The sequence below is a fragment of the Achromobacter sp. UBA2119 genome, from assembly GCF_002331005.1.
GTDB lineage: Bacteria > Pseudomonadota > Gammaproteobacteria > Burkholderiales > Burkholderiaceae_B > Achromobacter > Achromobacter animicus.
Genome location: NZ_DCYD01000002.1, coordinates 262654 through 282164, shown reverse-complemented (window position 1 = coordinate 282164; position 19511 = coordinate 262654). Strand labels below are relative to the sequence as shown.

Here is a 19511-nt window from a genome sequence, read left to right as displayed (position 1 = left end):
TTACATCCCCAGATAGGCGCGGCGCACGTCGTCGCTGGCCAGCAGGTCGGGACAGCTGCCGCTGTACCGCACGGCGCCGTTTTCCAGGACATAGGCCCGCTGTCCCGTTTCCAGGGACTGACCCACGTTCTGCTCGACCAGCAGGATCGCCAGTCCGTCGCCGTGCAACCGCTTGATGAGGCCGAACAATTCCTCGACCATCAGCGGCGACAGGCCAAGCGAGGGTTCGTCGAGGATCAACAGGCGCGGCTCGGCCATGAGGCCGCGGCCGATTGCCAGCATTTGCTGTTCCCCGCCTGACATCGTGCCGGCCAGTTGATCCAGGCGTTCCCGCAGGCGGGGGAAAATGTCGAGCACCTTGTCCAGATTCTGCGCACGGCGTTCGCGCGCCCGGGTGAAAGAGCCCAGCTCCAGGTTTTCGCGCACGCTCAGGTTCGGGAAGACGCGGCGGCCCTCGGGCACCTGGATCAAGCCGGCTTGCACCACCTGCCGGTAGTGGCGGCCGGTCAGGTCCTGCCCTTCAAAGCGCACCGAGCCGCCCCACGGCCTGCCTAGGCCGCATATCGTGTTGTTCAGCGTGGATTTGCCCGCGCCGTTGCTGCCCAGCAGCACCACGATCTCGCCGGCCTGCACGTCCAGGTCCACGCCGCGCAGCACTTCCATGCGACCGTAGCCCGCCCGCAGGCCCTTGACCTCCAGCAGCGCGCTCATGCCGGGGCTCCCTGCGCGGCCAGCCGGGCCGCCGCGCCGTGGCCCAGATAGGCCTCGACCACCTTGGGATCGCGCGTGACCTCGCCGGGTGTGCCCGCCGCGATCAACCGGCCCTGGGCCAGGACCCACACGTGCTCGGCCAGGCTCATGACGGCGCGCATCACGTGTTCGATCATCAATACGGTGACGCCATCGTCCGCCAGTTTCTTCACCACCGGAATCATCTCGTCGATCTCACTGGGGTTCAGCCCCGCCAGCACCTCGTCCAGCAGCAAGAGGCGCGGCCGGGTGGCCAGCGCGCGCGCCAGTTCCAGGCGCTTGCGTCCGGCCACCGTCAGGTCGGCCGCCGGCTTGTCCAGCGAAGCCTGCAGGTTGACGCGCGCGGCCACGGCCTCGGCCGCGGCCAGCGCCTCGTCGCGATCCGCCAGACGCAGGTGCGCGCCCACGGCAATGTTCTGGCGCACCGTCTGCGCGCCGAACGGCTGCACGATCTGGAAGGTGCGGGTCAGGCCAAGCCGCGCGGATTCGTGCGGCGCCTGGCCCGTGATGTCCTGCCCGGCAAAGTGCACGGAGCCGGAACCGGGTTTCAGAAAGCCCGACAGCAGGCCGAACAGCGTGGTCTTGCCCGCGCCGTTGGGCCCGACCAAGGCGGTGAGCGAACCTTGGGGCACGTCCAGGCTGACGTCCTGCACGGCCTTCAGACCGCCGAAGGTGATGGAGAGGTTGCGCGCTTGCAGCAGGATGTCAGACACGGGCGCGCTCCTTCGTTTTGAACAGGCGGCCCAGCGACTGCCCGCCGCCGGTGATGCCGCGCGGCATGAACATGACGATCAGGATCAGCACCACGCCGTAGATGACCATGCTGATGCCCGGCAGCTCGCCGAACAGGTTGCGGGTCAGGTCGGCCAGCGCATGCAGCGTCACCGCGCCCAGCAATGGGCCCCACAGCGTGCCCATGCCGCCGACGATGGCGCCGACCAGCGCCTCCACCGACACGGCCGAGCCGAATGCGATGCCCGGATCGATGTATTGGAAAACTTGCACATAGAAGGCGCCCGCGACACTCATGAAAGCGGCCGACAGCGCGATGCCACCCAGCTTCACGCGCAGCGGATTCACGCCGATGGCGCGCGCCGCGTCCTCGTTGTCGCGCACGGCCTGCAAGTAGGCGCCGAAGCGTGAATGGCGCAGCCACGCGGTCACCAGCAGCGCCAGCAGCACGAAGGAGAGCAGCAGATAGATGTAGCCGCGGCGCGAACCGAACTGCATGTTGGCCACGCCTTCCTGCAGCGGCACCATCAGTCCTACGCCGCCGCCCGTGAACGACGCCGACAGCGCCAGAATGCGGAAGACTTCAGCGAATGCCAGCGTGACCAGCGCGAAGTACGAGCCCTTCAGCCCGTAACGGAACGTCAGCCCGCCCACCGCCACGCCGACCAGCGCGCCCAGTGCGATGGCCCCGGGCAGCACCAGCCACGGATTCAGGCCCAGGTTGAGCTGGCCCAGCGCCTGCGCATACGCGCCGACACCGAAGAACAGTGCATGGCCGAACGACAACTGACCGCCATAACCGCCCAGAATGTTCCAGGCCTGCGACAGCAGGGCCGCGTACAGCGACATCATCACGAACGTCAGCAGCACGCCCGACTGGGACAGCGCGGCCACGGCCACCAGCACCACCCCGAACAGCGCGATTGCGCAAAGATCCCGTTTCATCGTCAGCCCCTCGCCCCGAACAGCCCCTGCGGGCGAAACAGCAGCACCGCGATGAAGATCGCGAAGATGCCCATCTGGCCCAGCGAGTCGCCCAGGAACAGGCCTCCGATGGACTCCACCACGCCGATCAGCAGTCCGCCCACCAGCGCCCCCACGAAACTGCCCATGCCGCCCAGCACCACGATGGTGAAGGCCACCAGCACGAAACCGCTGCCCACTTGCGGATTGACGTAGTACGCGGGCAAGAGGAAACACGCCGCCGCGCCCAGGCACGCCATGCCGATGCCGAACGACAGGGCGTAGACCTTTTCGACGTCGATGCCCATGAGCTTGGCGCCCTGCTTTTCCCGGGCGACGGCGCGGATCGCGCGGCCCAGGTCAGTGCTGCGGATGATCCAGAACAGCACCGCCGCCACCGCCAGCGCGCCACAGAACGCGATGACCTTGGGCAGCGCGATCATGGCGGGACCGATCTCCACGGTGGACAGCGTGTACGCCGTGTCGATGCTGCGCGTGTCGGACTTGAACCAGACCAGCGCCAGGTTCTCCAACACGATCGCCAGGCCCAGCGTGACCAGCAGGATGTTCTCGTCCTTGCCGTGGCTGGCGCGGTTGATGACAACGCGCTGCAAGGCGTAGCCCAGCACGAACATGCCGGCCACCACCAGCGGCAAGGCGGCGTAGGGGTCGATGCCCAGCCGGTCCTTGAGCAGGTAGACGGCGTACAGCGCCACCATGAGCGCCGCGCCGTGGGCGAAGTTGATGATGTGCAGCACCCCGTAGATCAGGGTCAGGCCCAGCGCGATGAGCGCGTAGACCGCGCCCGTCGTCAGGCCGTTCAGCACCGAGGAAAAGAGGATGGCGGGATCGAGCATGGGTCTGGTCAGGCCTTCAGCGGAAACACGGCGTCGGCCTGGCGGTACTCAGCCGGGAAGATCACCTTGATGTCGCCGCCGATCACCTGCGTCAGCAGCGGCTGCGCGCCGGTGTTCTGGCCGTTGACGAACTTGGTCGGGCCGTAAGGCATCAGGTTGTCCTGGAAGGTGCTGGCCGCCAGCGCGTCGATGATCGCGGCGCGGTCGGCGGACTTGGCACGCTCCAGCGCGTCGGCCAGCAGCAGCATCGCGGTGTAGGTCATGAAGACCTCGTAGCTGAAGTACGCGCCCTTCTCTTCCACGCGGGCCTTCAGCGGCGCAACGCGCGCGTCCTTCGGGTTGAACCAGTGGTTGCAGTCGATGATGCCGTTGGCAATGTCCGGGAATTCCTTCAGGAACTTGTAGCTGGATGCCGCCCCGCCCAGCACGGAGTAGATGGCCTTGGGCTGCACCTTCTGCTGCTTCATCGCGCGCAGCAGCAAGGCGTATTCGTTGTAGTAGTTGGCCGGAATCACGATGTCCGGGTTCACCGACCGCATGCGCAGCACGATGTTGTTGAAGTCGCGCGTCGGGTTCGGGTGCTTGACGATCTCTTTGACCTCGAAGCCGTGCTGCGGCAGCGACTTGGCCAGCAGCGCCGCCGTGCCCGTGCCGAACAGCGAGTCCTCGTGCACGATCATGACGGTCTTGGCCGGCTTGCCGGCGGCGTCGTTCAGCGCGGCCAGGTCCAGGATGGCGCGTTCGCTACAGGCGCGATAACCCGGTCCGAAACGGAACGTGTTCTTCAGGCCGCGCTCGACGATCTGGTCGGCCACGCCCACGTCCACCACGTGCGGCAGGTTGTATTTGGCCGCGGTCTGCGTCGTCGCCAGGCAGATCGCCGAGGCGTAGGCGCCCACGATGGCCGACACGCCTGCCTCGTTCATCTTTTCCACTTCGGCCGAACCTGCCTCGGGCCGCGATTGCGCATCGCCCAGCACTCCCTGCAGCGGCGCGCCGCCCAGCGACTTGATGCCGCCCGCCTTGTTGATGTCCTCGATGGCCAGCAGCGCGCCCAGGCGGCATTGCTGGCCCGAATACGCCAGCGCACCGGTCACCGGATGCAGCACGCCGACCTTGATGGGCGTGGCGCCCTGCGATCGGGCCACCCACGGGGCGGACACGAGGGCCGCGGCGGCGGCGGATTGGTAGAGGAAAGTGCGGCGCGAATTCATGGGCGAATCTCCGAAGGGTTCAATGGAATTGGGCCGACAGCTCTTCGCTGACCCAGACCTTGGCGTCGATGCTGCCGACGCGCGATAGCTGCAACTGATATTGGTAGCGGTCGGGCCGGTACAGGCCCTGCAGCAATTGCACGGGCCGGTCGCCGACATCGCGCACCAGGCGCGTGACGGCCAGCAAGGCCGAGCCCACCGACACGTCCAGATGGCGCGCGACCTGCGCATCGGCCAGCCGTGCGGAAATGGTCTGCGTGGCGCCGCCAAACTCCACGCCGGCCGCTTCCAGCAGCATCAGCAGCGGCTCGCGCTCGAGGTCTTCACGCGTGAAATCGGCCACGGACTGCGGCACGTAGGTGGTGATGTGGGACAGCGGCCCCGCGTCGGTGCTGCGCACCCGCAGGCTCTTGTGCACGGGCGTGCCGGATGGAATGTGCAGCGCCTCGGCCACCGTGGGCGGCGCAAACACCAGCGTGCTGTCCAGCACCTGCACGGACGTGCGCAGGCCCATGTTGACGATGTTTTCCAGGAGGCCGGTCAGGTGCGCCTTCTGTTGCGCGCTGGGGGCCGCCGCGGCGTGGGCGCTGGGTGCGCCGCGCAGGGGCCAGGTGCCCAGGCCGGGCCGGCGCGTCACCAGCCCGTCCGCGACCAGCATCTCCATTGCCTTGCGGATGGTGATGCGCGCCACGTCGAACTGGTCCGCCAGCGCATGCTCTCCGGGCACGCCGTCCTGATCGAACCGCCCCTCCTGCAATTGCTCGCGCAGGACGAGATAGATCTGGTGGTACTTCGGAAGTGGTAAAGAGGTTCCCATGACGGGAACTCTAGGGGTGTCCTAATGTACGGTCAATGGAACAAATGGCTGGACGGGTTGTTCTATCGGGAAAACACCGACTCGATCCGATTGCGTCCCCGCTGCTTGGCGTAATACAGCGCGCGGTCGCTGCGGCTGAGCGCCAGCTCGGCGTCGTCGTCCTTGGTGTGGAGGGCGGAAATCCCGATGCTGACGGTCAGCGGAATGTGCCGCCCTTCCGACAGATAGGGCGTATCGGCGATGCGGCGCTGCACGTTGCGGGCAAAGACGCGGGCGCGTTCGATGTCGGTATCGGGCAGCACGACAGCGAATTCTTCTCCGCCGATGCGCCCTACCAGGTCGATCTCACGCAACTGCGTGCGCAGCATGCTCGCAAAATGCTGCAGCACACCATCGCCGATGGCGTGACCCCAGGTGTCGTTGATGTGCTTGAAATGATCCAGGTCGCACATCAGTACGGCCGATCCCAGCCCGCCGTGACCCTTGATCCGCGCCAGCTCCGCAGCGAGACGCGACATGAAATGGCGGCGGTTGGGCAGGGTTGTCAGCGCGTCGGTCGCGGCCAGCTCGTGCAGTTCGAACTCGGCCCGCTTGCGGTCGGTAATGTCGGTGACGAAGCCGTGCCACACCACGCCGCCGTCTGCGTCCCGCCTTGGGCTCGCGTCGCCCTGCCGCCAGCGCACGCCCTGCAGCGGCAGGCACACGCGGAACTCCACATGCCAGGGGGTTCGCGCCGCCGCCGCGGCCTGCAGGGATGCGCGGTAGACAGGCAAGTCTTCCGGATGGATCCGCTGTTCGACGGCGGTCGTGCTGGCCCGCACGTCGTCTGCGGTGAGTTCGAACATGTCCCAGATGCCCGCGCTGACGTACGAGAAACGTGATCCGCCCTCGGGCAATGGCCGGCATTGAAAGACCAGACCGGGCACCGCGTCGGTCAGGTTGACGACAAGGTCTGCCGTGCGTTGGAGCCTTTCGGACATGGCGCGCACGGCGCTGATGTCGGTCGTGGTGCCCATCATGCGCAGCGCCCTGCCCGATTCGTCGCGGCTGACCACCTTGCCGCGGCTGCAGATCCATTTGTAGCTGCCATCCTTGCACCGGATGCGGTGTTCGACTTCGTAGCTGTCGGTCTTGCCGTCGAAGTGATCCTGCATCGCGGCCCGCACATAGACCAGGTCGTCCGGGTGCAAGCGGGTGTAGGCGTCCTCGATGCGTGTGGTGAGTTCGGATTCGCCATAGCCCAGCAAAGCCTTCCAGCCGGGCGAATAAGTGATCTCCCCGGTCACCACATTGCGGTCCCACACCCCCGTACCGCTGCCCGCGATAGCCAGCGACAGCTTGCGGGCCTCATCGCGCCAGGTGTCTTCGTCGGCGCGTTCGCACGCCAGCGCGTGGCGCTTTTCGACGGCCGTGGCCGCCAGGCTGGCGAGGTCCTGCAAAGACTTGCGGTCTTCATCTGAGAATTCGCGCGCCTGCCCGTGCCCCAGACGAAAGACGCCGAGGAGGCGGCCATCCGCGGCGCGCACCGGAAGTTCGAAGGACCACGAACTTCGGCCACCGGCGCAGGCCGGGCCGGCTGCCGCCTGCCACACGCCATCCGCATCGGTGCAAACGATGGCGGCCAGATCCACGTCAAACATCCGGCAGGCCAGGCGCGCCAGCTTGTCCAGCGGGCCGTCCGGATCGCGCTGCGCGACGCCGGCGGCATCGACCGGCGATGGGGTTGGGGACACATCACCGGTAGCGGGCATGTCAGAACCTGATCAATACGACATTCATCGGTACAGCCTGGCGCAACGTGGCTGACATTCTGTCACGGTTCGCACCAAAAATGCATCATTTCGGCAGATATGATCGCGGGCCTATGAGACCCCTTATTTCCGTAACGTTGCCGTGCTGGCGGCCTCGTTGGAAGGCCGCGCTGATGTATCCGCTTTGGCTTGCCGCCGCAGTGGTGGTGATGGCTTTCCAGTCCGCCATCGCGGCCGCGCAGCCCTTCGACCGACATGGGGAAAACGTGCGCTATCAGCAATGGCTGAGCGAATTCCGGCAAGATCTGCGCCGGCTGCAATCGGCCGATGGGCAGCCGAGGGACATCAACGCCCTGTTCGCTGGAACGGTCGTACCCGGCTCGCGCGCTGCGGCGTTGCTGGAAAAACTGGCGACAGCCCAGCCGGGCGGCACATCCGGCGAAATCCATTTCGTGGGCATCCGGCGCGTCTTCCTGGCCGCACTGTCCGACGCCGTCGTGGCGGGCGACGGCGGGATCTACCCCGAAACGCAACCGGCGTTTCAGCATCCTGCGCTACGCGTGATGTACGTACATGTGGACGGTGGCGGGCGCCTGGAGCGCTATTTCAACGACCCCGAGGTCTTCAAGCCCTACCGGCTGCCGGCACCGGGCGTGTTCGCACGCAACGCGTATCCGTTCCTGCTGTTCGAGGAACGCGATGGAAAACTGCGCCTGGGCGGCGTATCCAAGGAATTCTGGGATCTCGTGACATTCATGGATGCGCTGCAATATGCGTGATCGTCTTGGCCGCATCGCATTTGGCGCTACGTTGGCCTCGGCCTCGGTCATGCACGCCGGCCCGGCCCTGGCAGCCTGCGGTCCTGCGGACGCGGCGTTTTCCGAATCCGGCGCTTTGACCGCGGTTCGCGTTTCCGTCGATGTGACGCAATCGCGCGTCCTGCTGGGCCGCCAGGGCGAACGCGTCGCCACGCAGCCGCAACCGGTCTGGCTGACCGCGTCCGGCGATCCGCACCCGCGCACCTGGATGGACAAGGTGGACTGGACCGCCTATCGCGTGGGCGACGGCGAGGGTGCGGCCCACGCGCAACTGCTTTTCGACGCCGAGGGCCGGCTTTGCCGGGTCCAGCACCTGGACCCGCGGGCTTTGGGGACGCCGACGGTATTCGGCGGCCATGCGTTCGAGTACGGCGCTGACGGGTCCCTGTTGCGCGTGGCCGAGTACACGCGCACGCAGGGCGCGGCCTACGCGCTCGCCGGCCAGGTCTGCCTGCGGCGCGATGCGCACGGCGCGCTGCAGGCATTTATCGCCGGGCCCTGCGGCGAGGCGATGGACGCGGCGCCCGGGCGGCGCTACGTACGCGATGCAGCCGGCAGGCTGCTGCGTGTCATCGACGCCGCCGCCAGCGAGCCCGTCGCAGTGCAGACCTACGATGAACGCGGCCAGCCGGCCACGCGCTATGTGCGGCGGCAGTCTCCATTCACGTCGCCGGATGGCCACGACGATCCCGGGGCGTATGCGGAACCCGTGGCCCTGCGGGACCGTCTGCACGTGATCGGGCGCGACGCGCTGTCGCGGTTGTCGACCGACGTGGCCGGCAATGCATGGCGCATCGTGCGCCTTCAGGAAGACATCGCTTTGGACGACGATGACATGGTGTCATGGGATCCAGGCAGCCAGACGGTGCTGGCCGAGGGCGTGACCGGCGACCAGGGGCAGTGTGCGCTCGATCCCGCCGCGCAGCAAAAGGTCTGGAAGGCCATGCAGGACGAGCCCGGGCGGATTCTCTGGTACACCGACCCGATGAGCCGGCTGGTCCTGGTGCCGGCCATGCCGGCCGCGACGTGGCGGGCATGCATAGACCCCGCGAACGTGTCGCGGAACGCCTGCCTGTAAACCGCAGGCGCGGAGCGTCCGTCACGGAACGCTGGCCGCGCCTGCCTGGCGCCATCGCGCGTTACGCGGACCTGGGCCGGGTATCCACCGGCAGGCACAGCAACGCCGTCAACAGCGCCAGCCCCACGTGCGCGGTGTAGATCGGCGAGAAATCCGCGTGACTGGCGACGCCGTGCCCCAGCAGCAGCACCGTGATCGCCACGCCCAGCACGCCGCCCACCTGGCGCGTCGCCTGGTTCACCGCGCTGCCCACCGCGTAATGCTGCGCCGGCATCCGGTTCACCGCCGCCCCCGACAGCGACGGCAGCACCATGCCCACGCCGACGCCGCTCAGCAGCAGACCGGGCAGCCATTCGGTCAGATAGGCGGGCTCCGCGCCCGGCACCAGCAGAAACCACAACCCGCTTGCCGCGTACACCAGCGCGCCGCCCACCAGAAAAGGCCGATGCCCCATCCGCGCCGCCAGCCGGCCGGTGATGATCGCCGTCGGCATCACGAGCAGCGGACCCGGCGTTACCGCCAGCCCGGCGCGCGGCAGGCTGTAATGCCACACGCCCGTCATGTAGAAGAAGAACGCGAAGAACATCATGGCAAAAGCAATGCCGAAGCTCAGCGTCGCCAGGTTCACGTAGCGGTAGGTCCGGTGCTTGAACAGGGCCAGATCCACAAGCGGATGCGGCGTCACGCGCGCCCAGGCCACGAAGGCGATCAGCGCCATCACACCCACCGCCGCCGCGATCGCCAGTTCGCTGCGCTGCCACGTCGGCGATTCCGATTGCACGATGGCCAGGGCCACTGCCCCGACGCCCACCATCAGCAGCGCCATACCCACGCCATCCACCCGGCGGCGCGCATCCGGTTTCACCGACTCCTTCAGCATCCCCGCGCCGAACCACAGCGACACCGCGCCCAGCGGCAGGTTGATGTAGAACGCCCACGGCCATCCCGCCACATCCACCACGAATGCCCCAAGGCTCGGTCCCACCGCCGCCGCCAATCCGCCCACCGCGCCCCACAGGCTGACCGCGACCGACCGCTTCGACGCCGGAAAGGCTGCCAACACGATCGACAGCGACGCCGGCGTCAAGAGTGCCGCGCCCACCGCCTGCAGCACCCGCGCCGCGATCAACCATTGTTCCGTGGCCGCCAGCCCGCAGGCCGCCGACGCCGCCAGAAACAGCATCACCCCGCCCATGAACATGCGCTTGCGGCCATGCGTGTCTGCCAGTCCGCCCGACGGGATCAGCATGGCGGCAAAGACCACCGTGTAGGCATTGAGCACCCAGGACATGTCCGCGGCCGAGGCCGCCGGGAATCCTTCGCGCAGCGCGCCGAACGCCGCGAACAGCATCGTGCTGTCCAGCGACACCAGGAAGACGGCGATGCTGGCGATCCAGAAAATGGGCCAGGGGGATGCGTGCGGGGCGCTGGCGGCGTGCCCGGGCGCGGCCGCCGGGCCGGGGCCGGTTGCGGCGTGCCCGGGCGCGGTCGCCGGGGCGGGGCCGGTTGCGGCAGCCGCGCCGGCGTTAACGGCGTCAGCTCGCAAGGCTGCACCGCCCAATGCGGCGCCCGAGCCTGCTTCGGAAGCGCCGGCTGATGTGGAGTGGTTACGCATGTCGGCCTGGCCCTCGCGCTTACAGATAGACCGCCGGGGTGGCGGTCAGCCCCTGCTTGACCTGGCGGGTCCGCTCGTCGGCCAGCACTTCCTGCTCGCCGGCTTCCAGCGCATCAAACGCCTGGCTCACGATGGCCTGCGGCGTGGACTTGGGGGCATCGATGCCCTTGGTCAGGTCCGTGTCCACGAACCCCATGTGCAGTCCGAGCACCTGCGTGTTCTGGCCCCGCAGCTCCTGGCGCAGCCCGTTCGTCAGCGCCCAGGCTGCCGACTTGCTCATCCCGTACACCCCCAACACCGGGTTGTTCACCCAGCTCGCGATCGACAGGACATTCAGGATCGCCCCGCCGCCATTCGCGGCCAGCGCCGGTGCAAACGCCTGCGACACCAGCAGCGGCCCAAACAGATTCACGTCCAGATGCCGGCGTGCCGACTCCACGCTGCCCGGCGTCAGAAACCCGCCGAAGTCCGCGATACCCGCGTTGTTGATCACCAGCGTCACGTCCTTCGCCAACTCCGCCGCAGCCGCCACGTCTTGCGCGCGCGTCACGTCCAGCTTGACCGGCACCACGCCTTCCAGCGTGATGGAAGACGGATCACGCGCGGCGGCGTACACCTTGCGGGCCCCGCGGGCCAGCGCCTCGCGGGCAAAAGTCAGACCCAGACCGCGATTGGCCCCGGTGATGAAAACAACGGCGTTCTTGAGTTCCATGATCGGTATTCCTAAAAGTGATGTGTGGGTATGAGTCAGCTTTGGCACGACTAAATATGATGACCATCATATTTAAGGACAGCAAAATGGCCGCGCAACGCGGCCAGAAAAATCATTCAGTGAGAGACTGCGGCGCCCTCGTGGTCGTACTGCGCCAGAACGGCGTGACGGGCAGACGCCAGGACTGCGCGACCGCTCGGGTTATCGCCCAACGCCCGGGCCAGCTGCAACGCGCCCACGAGCGTACTGAGCACCGCCGCCGCCGCGTGTTCATCCACCTGAGCCGGCAGCACCTGTTGCACCGCTTCCAGCAACCGCTGCACCCGGCCGGCGGCCGCCTCGCGCACGTCGTCCGACTGGCGGGGGATCTCTGACGCCAACGCCGCCACCGGGCACCCCCGTTCGCAGCCGGTCAGATGCGCATCGCTGAGATAGGCTTCCACCCAGGCGCGCAACGGACTGGCGCCCTCGGCGCGGCGCCGCGCCATGCTCTGAGACAACCGCGCCGCGCCATCCTGCCCCGCACGCTCCATCGCCGCCGCCAGCAGCGCATCCCGCGACGGGAAATGCGCATAGAAGCCACCGTGCGTCAGCCCGGCTTCTTTCATGACGTCCGCGACGCCCACCCCCGAATACCCCGCGCGCCGGATCGCGCGGGCGGCTGCATCAACAATGCGTTCGTGGGATTGTTCCTTGCGGGAGGCGGACATGATCGCAACACCGAAATATGATGATCGTCATATTACGCCCGCAATATTGCAGCTTGCAAGCCCAGGCCCCGTTTTTAGCGCCAGCCCTGCGGCGAAATGGTCACGTTGCGTTTTAGCGCCCCGTCTACGGGCCAATGGTCACTTCGCGGTTTCAGCGGCCGGTCTACGGCTCGACAGTCACTTTGCGTTTTCAGCGCCAAGCTTCCGGCTCGATGGTCACTTCGCCCTTTTCCGCCGAGAAATACACCACGCCGTCCGAGATATTGGCGTTCAGCTGCATCGTGCGCTCGGCCAGCTTGCCCAACGCCTTCGACTGCTCCGAAGGCAGATTCACCACCTTCAGATTGCGCGTGCGCTCCAGCTTATTGCGCACCCCGTCCCACCAGATCTTGCTGGCCGACCCGCCATAGCAATACACGATCACCTCATCGGCGCGGCCACAGGCACGCAGAATCCGGCGCTCTTCAGGCTGGCCCACTTCGATCCACAGCTTGATCTCCCCGGTCAGATCCTTCACCCAAAGATCCGGCTCATCCGTCTCGCTCAGCCCCTTCGTGAACGCCAGTTCCTCCTGCGCGTGCATCGCAAACGCCAAGAGCCGCACCATCATGCGCTCGTCCGTCTCCGACGGATGACGCGCCACGGTAAGCCCGTGGCTGCCGTAATAGTGGCGATCGGTATCGGCGACGTTCAGGTCGGCCTTGTAGATGGTGGCGCGCAGGGCCATGGCGTAAGTCCGTTCAAAAGCGAATTGCAGGAAGGCCGCCATGATAACCGGGCGGTGCGGGCGTCAAGGCGGCTGTGCCGAGTCGGCATCCCCCCGACCTCATCGCAGTCAGGCGCCGCGACCGGCGTTACACTTGCCGGGCGCCCGCAACCCCAGCCGGCAACGCCCTCAAGACCCGCCCGCCATGACCGCCACAGCCGCCCTCCTAGCCTTCACCCTGGCCGCCGCCATCCTGACCATCACCCCCGGCCTGGACAACGCCCTCGTGCTACGCACCGCCGCCGTCGAAGGCAGCCGCCGCGCCCTCATGGCCGGACTGGGCATCAGCGCCGGCTGCCTGCTATGGGGCGCCATCGCGGCATTCGGGCTAGGCTCGCTGCTGGCCGTGTCCACGTTGGCTTACGACACCTTGCGCATCTGCGCCGCGATCTACCTGTTCTATCTGGGCGTCAAGCTGCTGTGGAGCACGCGTTCCCGCCGCAAAGCCGCGACGGCGTCGCCCTCCGGCATCCTGGCCACCCCCGCCCGCCCCAGCACCACCGCCACCGGCTGGTTCGTGCGCGGCTGCCTTACCAACGCCCTGAACCCCAAGGTCGGCGTCTTCTACATCACGTTCCTGCCGCAATTCATCCCCGCTGGCGCCGACGTGCTGCGCTTCAGCCTGCTGCTCGCCACGGTCCACGCGATCGTCGGAATGCTGTGGTTCGTCCTTCTGGTAGCCGCCACCCGGCCTCTGGCGCGCTGGCTTTCCCGCCCCGCAGTCACCCGCGGCCTGGACCGTGTGACCGGGGCGGTGTTCATTGCGTTTGGGTTGAGGTTGGCGCTGGAAAAGCGCTGATTTAAAGGCTTGAAGCGACGCTGGCGCTTCGATGGGTGTCAGACACCCAGGCAGGCCGGCTGCAATACCACGCCCATCTCGTAGGGGTGTCAGACACCTGAGAGCGGCGCGGGCGCGCACAGGCGTCTAACGACAAACCCCCCCCCACCAGCGCGCAGCGTCATCACCACGACGCAAGACACCCAAACGCCAAAGAAGGCCGCCCGCGCGGCCGATTTTGGCGACCCCGCAAGACCTTCGCCCCACCCCGCCCGAGGCAAAAACGCAAGAACTCCACCCGCCCCGCCACCCAACGCCGGCAACTCACGGAGCGGCTGGTGACGGGACGGGTGCGAGCGAGGGGCGTCGATGCGCCCAAGGGAATCCGAAGGCAGGCGCCGAAGGGCGCCAACGAGGATGACGCAGGGGCCGTCCGGAGCGAAGGCTCCGGACCGCAATCGTGGCCCCTCGCTCGCACCCGGCCCGGCGCCGGCCGCGTCTCAAGAACTCCGACCGCCGCAAGCAGCAACAGCAATAACAGCAACAGCAGCAGCAGCAGCAGCAGCAACAAAAACCGCCGCCTCAATAAACCCCAATCGCATGCCGAGCCACAAAATGCCCATCCCCCACGGCAACCAACGGCTCCACCAACGGCTCATCCCCAATCTTGCGCATCGGACTAGGAATCTCATCCACCAGCAGCGACCGCTCCCGATGCCGCCGCTGCGGATCCGCGATCGGCACCGCCGCCATCAGCTTCTTCGTATACGGATGCTGCGGATTTTCAAAGATAGCCCGCCGAGGCCCGATCTCCACGATCTGCCCCAGATACATCACCGCCACCCGATGGCTCACCCGCTCCACCACCGCCATATCGTGCGAGATAAACAAAAACGAAACGCCGAGCTCACGCTGCAAATCCAGCAGCAGATTCACGATTTGCGCCTGAATCGACACATCCAGCGCCGACACCGACTCATCCGCAATCACCACCTTCGGATTCAACGCCAACGCCCGCGCGATGCAGATCCGCTGCCGCTGCCCGCCCGAGAACTCGTGCGGATAGCGATCGATCATCTCAGGCAGCAGCCCGCATTTATCCATCAGCCAGCGCACCCGCTCCTGCGCCTCTTTACCGCGCGCCACCTTGTGGATCAGCAGCGGCTCCATGATCGAGTAGCCCACCGTCATCCGCGGATCCAGCGACGCAAACGGATCCTGGAAGATGAACTGGATATGCTGGCGCAGCGTCTGCATCGCACTGCCACGCAACGCCCCGATATTCTTGCCGTCGAATTCAATGGACCCGCTCTTGCTCTTGACCAGCTGTAGCAAAGAACGGCCAGTCGTCGTCTTCCCGCACCCAGACTCGCCCACCAGCGACAGCGTCTCGCCCGGATACAGGTCGAAGCTGACCTTCTCGACCGCATGCACCCGCTTCTGCACCCGGCCCAGAATGCCGCCGGTAATGTCAAAGCTGGTCGTCAGATCACGCACCTTCAGCACAGGACCATTCTCGCGCCGCACCGTAGACGGCGCCGCCATCGGCGTATCCACCAGCCTGGCCGGATCCGGCACCCGCACCGCCTCGTCCACCTTCAACAGCGGAAACGGCGCCGGCTCGTCCGTGCCCTGCATCGCCCCCAGCCGCGGCACCGCCGACAGCAGCGCCCGCGTGTAGGCATGCTGCGGACGCGCAAAGATCTCGTCCGATCCGCCCTCTTCCACCTTGTCGCCCCGGTACATCACCAGCACCCGGTCCGCCACTTCTGCCACCACGCCCATGTCGTGCGTGATGAAGATCACGCCCATGTCCATTTCTTCCTGGAGCTGGCGGATCAGTTGCAGGATCTGCGCCTGGATGGTGACGTCGAGCGCAGTCGTCGGCTCGTCGGCGATCAGCAATTGCGGCTTGCACGACAGCGCCATCGCGATCATTACGCGCTGGCGCATCCCGCCCGACAACTGGTGCGGATAGCGATCCAGAATGGCGCGCGCCTCAGGGATGCGCACCCGTTCCAGCATGCGCAGCGTTTCCGCCCGCGCCGCCGCCGCGTCCAGCCCCTGGTGCAGCTGCAGGGCCTCGGCGATCTGATTGCCCGCCGTAAAGCTGGGGTTCAGCGACGTCATCGGCTCCTGGAAGATCATCGCCACGTCCGCGCCGCGCACGCGCTGCAGCGTCGAATCGGGCGCGCTGACCAGATCCAGCACCTCGCCGCTACGCCGGCGCAGCAGCATTCCGCCATTGGCGATGTGCCCGCCGCCATACTCGACCAGCCGCATCAGCGCCAGCGACGTCACGGACTTGCCGGAGCCCGACTCGCCCACGATGGCCAGCGTCTCGCCGCGGTTCACGTGAAAGGAAACATTGCGCACCGCTTCCACGGTGCGTTCGGGCGTTTTGAACCGCACCGTCAGGTCATTGACCTGTACGACACGGTTGGAATCCATGGTTGCCATATCGATTACTTTTCCTGACGCGGATCGAGCGCGTCACGCAGCCCGTCACCCAGCAGATTGAAGCCCAGCACCACCAGGAAAATGGCCGATCCGGGGAAGATCGACATCCAGGGCGCCTGGGTCATGAAGTTCTTGGCCGTGTTCAGCATCGAGCCCCACGACGGCGTCGGCGGCTGCAGGCCCAGGCCCAGGAAGGACAGGCTGGCCTCGGCGATGATGGCCGTGGCGATCGTGATGGTGGCCTGCACGATCAGCGGCGGCATCACGTTGGGGAACACGTGCCGGCCGATGATGCGCAGGTCCGACGCGCCCAGCGCGCGGGCGCTCTGCACGTAGTCCTCGTTCTTGACCGCCAGCACCTGCCCGCGCGTCAGCCGGATGAACTTGGGCGCGGCGGACACGCCGATGGCGATCATCGCGTTGGTCAGGCTGGGTCCCAAAAAGGCGGCCAGCGCAATCGCCAGGATCAGGAAGGGAATGGCCAGGAGCGCCTCGGTGGCGCGCGAGATGAAGCTGTCCGTCCAGCCGCCGAAGTAGCCCGCGGCCAGGCCGAACGGCACGCCCACGATCAGCGCGATCAGCACCGACACCAGGCCCGCCATCAGCGAGGCGCGCGCGCCGTACACCATGCGGCTGTAGATGTCGCGGCCCAGCTCGTCCGTACCCAGCCAATGCGCCGCGGACGGCGCCTTGCGGATGGTGGTGAAGCTGGTCTGCAGGGGATCCTGGCTGACGATGAACGGGGCCAGGATGGCCACCACGACGAAGAACAGCACGATGCCCAGGCCGAGCATCGCGATGCGGTTGCGTTTGAATTTGGCCCACGCGCGATTGCGGCTGCGGGGCGGCGTGACGGCTGCGGCCGTTGCAGGAATTGCGCTCATGAGTGCCTCAGGCGGGGATTGACCAGGATGTACAGGATGTCGGCCAGCAGGTTCATCAGGATGAAGCCCACCGCCACGCAGAGCACCACGCCCTGCACCACCGCGTAGTCGCGGGTGAACACCGCATCGACCACCAGCTTGCCGAAGCCCGGAATCGTGAAGACCTGCTCGGTAAGCACGGCGCCCGCCAGCAGTTCGCCGAACAGCAGCGTCACCAGCGTGACGATCGGCATCAGCGCATTGCGCAGCGCATGGCGCAGCACCACGCTGCGCGGCGACACGCCCTTGGCGCGGGCGGTGCGCACGTAATCCGCGGACAGCGCCTCCAGCATCGACGACCGCGTATGCCGCATCAGATACGCCGCGATTGCCGTGGACAGCACCAGCGACGGCATCAGCATCGTCTTGATCGACAGCCAGAAGTCCTCAGACGGCGACACGTAGCCCGAGGCCGGCAGCAGCTTCCACTGCACCGACACCACCATGATGAGGATGATGCCCAGCCAGAAGTTGGGAATGGACATGCCGGATAACGCCGCGATGTTGGCGCCCATTTCGACGGGCTTGCCTTTGCGCACCGCGGCAATGATGCCCATGGGAATGCCCACCAGCAGCGCAAAGAACATCGCCATGGCGGCCAGTTGCAGCGTGACGGGCAGCTTTTGCGCGATCAGCGTCGTGACGGGCACGTCGGTGCGCAGGGACTTGCCCAGATCGCCTTGCAGAACCTGCCCGGCCCAGGCCGCGTACTGCATCGGCAACGGGTCGTTCAGGCGGTATTTGTCGCGCAGGTAGTCCAGGACGGCCGGGTCGCGCTCTTCGCCGGCCAGGGTCAGCACCGGATCGCCGGGCAGGATTTTCTGCAGCATAAACACGATCATCGACACCAGTATCAGTGTCGGGATCGCGACGATCACGCGGCGCAAGATGAGTTTAAGCATGTGGGAAACCGTAAGACAGGAACGACGGACGGCGCCGGTCGGACAGGGCCCGATGCGCGTCCGCCGCAAACGACAACCGGACGCGCAAGGCGCGTCCGGCGGGCGCGGCGGGCATTCGCCGCCCCAACATTACTTCTGCGCGAACGTCACGCCCTTGAGCCGGATCATACCGTCCGGATAGGGCGTGAAGCCCTGGACCTTCTTGCCCATCACGAAGGGCCACGGCTGGTAGTAGTTGTACACGCCGGGCAGTTCGTCCTGGATGATGGCCTGCGCCTGGTCGTAAATGGCCTTGCGCTTGGCTTCGTCCGGGACTGTGCGAGCCTGGTTCAGCAGCTTGTCGACTTCCGGATTGCAGTAGTGACCGTCGTTCAGTGCGCCCTTGCAGGTGACGAACGCGTGGATGTTGCCGTCGGGATCGACCCGGCCGGACCACCCCAGCATCACGATCTGGAAGTTGCCGCCCGAGGCTTCCTTTTGGAGCGCCGCGTATTCGGTCGGGCGCAGCGACAGGTCAAAGCCCGCCTCGGCAGCCATGGCCTGGACGATTTCGGCGATGGACGAGGTGGTGGTGTTGTTGCCAAACACCAGCTCGGCCTTCACGCGGTCAACGCCCGCCTGCTTGAGCAGGCTCTTGGCCTTGGCCACGTCGCGCTGGGTGACCGGGAATTTGTCGCTGTGATAGGGGCTGGCGGGCGGGAACGGCTGCTGCGCGGGTTCGAAGATGCCGCCGCCGGCCACTTCGTTGATGGCGTTGCGATCGATGGCGTACTGGAACGCCTGGCGCACCAGCTTGTTCTTGAACGGGTTGTCTTCGGCGCGCTTGCCGTTGCCCACGTTGAACATGAACTGCTGGAAGCCCAGGCCCGCGACCGGCGCGAACGTCAGGCTGGCGTCGTTCTTGACCTGCGGCGCGTCGGACGGATTCAGGCGTTCGAGCATGTCCAGGTCGCCGGCGCGCAGGTTGGACAGGCGCACGGTGGTGTCCGGGATGGGCAGGAAGGTCACGCGCTTGAACGCGTAGTCCTTGGCGCCGTAGTACTGGTCGAATTTTTCCAGGACGATGCGGTCGTTCTGGATGCGCTCGACGAATTTGTACGGGCCCGAGCAGATGGGCTTGCGGCCCACGGCGGCGACGTCGTCCGAGAAGGTCTTGGGCGACAGCATCATGCCGGCGCGGTCGGACAGTTGCGCGAGCAGCGTGGCGTCCGGTTCTTTCAGGGTCAGCACCAGCGTGGTGGCGTCGGGCGCGTCTACTTTGGCCACCGAGCGCAGTTCGCCCTTGCGCAGGCTGTCCGGCAGGCTCATGGCGCGTTCCAGGTTGGCCTTGGCCGCGGCCGCGTCGAACTTGGTGCCGTCGTGGAACGACGCGTCGTCGCGCAGCTTGAAGGTCAGCACCTTGTTGTCGTCGCTGAACGACCACGAGGTAGCCAGTTGCGGCACGAAGTGCAGTTTGGGATCGATGTCCACCAGCTTGTCGCACAGCGACGTGAACACGATGCGGCCCACGTAGGTGCGGGCGCGGTGCGGGTCCAGGACATCGGGATCTTCCTGCAGGCCGATCCGGATGTTCTGGGCGCCGGCGGCGCCGGCGGCCAGCGCCAGCAGGCTGGCGCCGAAGGTCATGGTCACGCGTTTCATTGTGTTTATTCCCCTTGTTGCTGC

The 19511-nt window shown here is 66.6% G+C and carries 18 protein-coding genes; 3 read left to right on the top strand and 15 right to left on the bottom strand.

The features are described 5' to 3' along the window. The 7 genes from B3098_RS01540 to B3098_RS01510 form a co-directional block, all read right to left on the bottom strand. Complete coding sequence (locus tag B3098_RS01540) at positions 1 to 711, bottom strand: ABC transporter ATP-binding protein (protein WP_286890297.1); 711 nt, start codon at positions 709 to 711, stop codon at positions 1 to 3. Continuing rightward, positions 708 to 1463 carry an ABC transporter ATP-binding protein gene (locus B3098_RS01535; protein WP_286890295.1) on the bottom strand — a complete coding sequence of 252 codons (756 nt, stop codon included), beginning with the start codon at positions 1461 to 1463 and terminating at the stop codon, positions 708 to 710. Before B3098_RS01535 ends, B3098_RS01540 begins: the two co-directional genes overlap by 4 nt. Further along, entirely contained in the window at positions 1456 to 2427 is a 972-nt protein-coding gene (locus B3098_RS01530; RefSeq protein WP_286890294.1) for a branched-chain amino acid ABC transporter permease, read from the bottom strand. The genes B3098_RS01535 and B3098_RS01530 overlap by 8 nt, the downstream gene beginning before the upstream one ends. A 2-nt stretch (positions 2428 to 2429) precedes the next feature. Further along, the gene (locus tag B3098_RS01525; protein WP_279975118.1) at positions 2430 to 3302 is read right to left on the bottom strand and encodes a branched-chain amino acid ABC transporter permease; all 873 of its coding nucleotides are present in this window, start codon (positions 3300 to 3302) and stop codon (positions 2430 to 2432) included. A gap of 8 nt (positions 3303 to 3310) precedes the next feature. Then, the gene (locus B3098_RS01520; RefSeq protein ID WP_286890293.1) at positions 3311 to 4516 is read right to left on the bottom strand and encodes an ABC transporter substrate-binding protein; all 1206 of its coding nucleotides are present in this window, start codon (positions 4514 to 4516) and stop codon (positions 3311 to 3313) included. Between the two features lie 19 nt (positions 4517 to 4535). Then, positions 4536 to 5333 (bottom strand): GntR family transcriptional regulator, encoded by a 798-nt coding sequence (locus tag B3098_RS01515; protein ID WP_175126063.1) that lies wholly within the window; start codon positions 5331 to 5333, stop codon positions 4536 to 4538. Positions 5334 to 5395: 62 nt separating this feature from the next. Next, positions 5396 to 7084 carry a bifunctional diguanylate cyclase/phosphodiesterase gene (locus B3098_RS01510; protein WP_286890286.1) on the bottom strand — a complete coding sequence of 563 codons (1689 nt, stop codon included), beginning with the start codon at positions 7082 to 7084 and terminating at the stop codon, positions 5396 to 5398. A gap of 47 nt (positions 7085 to 7131) precedes the next feature. Here B3098_RS01510 and B3098_RS01505 point away from each other — a divergent pair, with 47 nt between their 5' ends. Both B3098_RS01505 and B3098_RS01500 read left to right on the top strand, forming a co-directional pair. Continuing rightward, positions 7132 to 7863: a hypothetical protein gene (locus B3098_RS01505; RefSeq protein WP_286890285.1), complete on the top strand. Its 732-nt coding sequence runs from the start codon at positions 7132 to 7134 to the stop codon at positions 7861 to 7863. Continuing rightward, positions 7856 to 8980, top strand: coding sequence for a hypothetical protein (locus tag B3098_RS01500; RefSeq protein WP_286890284.1), 1125 nt, complete (start codon positions 7856 to 7858; stop codon positions 8978 to 8980). The genes B3098_RS01505 and B3098_RS01500 overlap by 8 nt, the downstream gene beginning before the upstream one ends. A gap of 61 nt (positions 8981 to 9041) precedes the next feature. Here the strand turns inward: B3098_RS01500 and B3098_RS01495 are convergent, their stop codons facing one another. The 4 genes from B3098_RS01495 to B3098_RS01480 form a co-directional block, all read right to left on the bottom strand. After that, the gene (locus tag B3098_RS01495) at positions 9042 to 10595 is read right to left on the bottom strand and encodes a DHA2 family efflux MFS transporter permease subunit (protein ID WP_286890283.1); all 1554 of its coding nucleotides are present in this window, start codon (positions 10593 to 10595) and stop codon (positions 9042 to 9044) included. A gap of 19 nt (positions 10596 to 10614) precedes the next feature. Continuing rightward, positions 10615 to 11307 (bottom strand): SDR family oxidoreductase, encoded by a 693-nt coding sequence (locus B3098_RS01490; protein WP_175126135.1) that lies wholly within the window; start codon positions 11305 to 11307, stop codon positions 10615 to 10617. Positions 11308 to 11423: 116 nt separating this feature from the next. After that, positions 11424 to 12017, bottom strand: coding sequence for a TetR/AcrR family transcriptional regulator (locus B3098_RS01485; protein ID WP_175138947.1), 594 nt, complete (start codon positions 12015 to 12017; stop codon positions 11424 to 11426). Positions 12018 to 12207: 190 nt separating this feature from the next. Continuing rightward, the gene (locus B3098_RS01480; RefSeq protein ID WP_175126133.1) at positions 12208 to 12744 is read right to left on the bottom strand and encodes a YaeQ family protein; all 537 of its coding nucleotides are present in this window, start codon (positions 12742 to 12744) and stop codon (positions 12208 to 12210) included. Positions 12745 to 12928: 184 nt separating this feature from the next. Between B3098_RS01480 and B3098_RS01475 the strand changes: the two genes are divergently transcribed. Continuing rightward, positions 12929 to 13582, top strand: a complete 654-nt coding sequence (locus B3098_RS01475; RefSeq protein ID WP_286890280.1) for a LysE family translocator — start codon at positions 12929 to 12931, stop codon at positions 13580 to 13582. Between the two features lie 561 nt (positions 13583 to 14143). Here B3098_RS01475 and B3098_RS01470 read toward each other — a convergent pair. The 4 genes from B3098_RS01470 to B3098_RS01455 all read right to left on the bottom strand — a co-directional run bounded on the left by B3098_RS01470 (position 14144) and on the right by B3098_RS01455 (position 19487). Continuing rightward, complete coding sequence (locus B3098_RS01470) at positions 14144 to 16012, bottom strand: dipeptide ABC transporter ATP-binding protein (RefSeq protein ID WP_286890278.1); 1869 nt, start codon at positions 16010 to 16012, stop codon at positions 14144 to 14146. 14 nt (positions 16013 to 16026) lie between these two features. Continuing rightward, entirely contained in the window at positions 16027 to 16905 is an 879-nt protein-coding gene (locus B3098_RS01465; RefSeq protein WP_175138943.1) for an ABC transporter permease, read from the bottom strand. Beyond that, positions 16902 to 17846 carry an ABC transporter permease gene (locus B3098_RS01460; RefSeq protein ID WP_056316436.1) on the bottom strand — a complete coding sequence of 315 codons (945 nt, stop codon included), beginning with the start codon at positions 17844 to 17846 and terminating at the stop codon, positions 16902 to 16904. The genes B3098_RS01465 and B3098_RS01460 overlap by 4 nt, the downstream gene beginning before the upstream one ends. A 129-nt stretch (positions 17847 to 17975) precedes the next feature. After that, entirely contained in the window at positions 17976 to 19487 is a 1512-nt protein-coding gene (locus B3098_RS01455) for an ABC transporter substrate-binding protein (RefSeq protein ID WP_286890273.1), read from the bottom strand. Between the last annotated feature and the right edge of the window lie 24 nt (positions 19488 to 19511).

Coding starts and splice junctions, on each gene's coding strand:
- B3098_RS01510 (WP_286890286.1), bottom strand. CDS start 7,084: ATGCCCGCTACCGGTGATGTGTCCCCAACCCCATCGCCGGTCGATGCC.
- B3098_RS01525 (WP_279975118.1), bottom strand. CDS start 3,302: ATGCTCGATCCCGCCATCCTCTTTTCCTCGGTGCTGAACGGCCTGACG.
- B3098_RS01495 (WP_286890283.1), bottom strand. CDS start 10,595: ATGCGTAACCACTCCACATCAGCCGGCGCTTCCGAAGCAGGCTCGGGC.
- B3098_RS01475 (WP_286890280.1), top strand. CDS start 12,929: ATGACCGCCACAGCCGCCCTCCTAGCCTTCACCCTGGCCGCCGCCATC.
- B3098_RS01485 (WP_175138947.1), bottom strand. CDS start 12,017: ATGTCCGCCTCCCGCAAGGAACAATCCCACGAACGCATTGTTGATGCA.
- B3098_RS01465 (WP_175138943.1), bottom strand. CDS start 16,905: ATGAGCGCAATTCCTGCAACGGCCGCAGCCGTCACGCCGCCCCGCAGC.
- B3098_RS01490 (WP_175126135.1), bottom strand. CDS start 11,307: ATGGAACTCAAGAACGCCGTTGTTTTCATCACCGGGGCCAATCGCGGT.
- B3098_RS01470 (WP_286890278.1), bottom strand. CDS start 16,012: ATGGATTCCAACCGTGTCGTACAGGTCAATGACCTGACGGTGCGGTTC.
- B3098_RS01520 (WP_286890293.1), bottom strand. CDS start 4,516: ATGAATTCGCGCCGCACTTTCCTCTACCAATCCGCCGCCGCCGCGGCC.
- B3098_RS01540 (WP_286890297.1), bottom strand. CDS start 711: ATGAGCGCGCTGCTGGAGGTCAAGGGCCTGCGGGCGGGCTACGGTCGC.
- B3098_RS01530 (WP_286890294.1), bottom strand. CDS start 2,427: ATGAAACGGGATCTTTGCGCAATCGCGCTGTTCGGGGTGGTGCTGGTG.
- B3098_RS01455 (WP_286890273.1), bottom strand. CDS start 19,487: ATGAAACGCGTGACCATGACCTTCGGCGCCAGCCTGCTGGCGCTGGCC.
- B3098_RS01480 (WP_175126133.1), bottom strand. CDS start 12,744: ATGGCCCTGCGCGCCACCATCTACAAGGCCGACCTGAACGTCGCCGAT.
- B3098_RS01500 (WP_286890284.1), top strand. CDS start 7,856: ATGCGTGATCGTCTTGGCCGCATCGCATTTGGCGCTACGTTGGCCTCG.
- B3098_RS01515 (WP_175126063.1), bottom strand. CDS start 5,333: ATGGGAACCTCTTTACCACTTCCGAAGTACCACCAGATCTATCTCGTC.
- B3098_RS01460 (WP_056316436.1), bottom strand. CDS start 17,846: ATGCTTAAACTCATCTTGCGCCGCGTGATCGTCGCGATCCCGACACTG.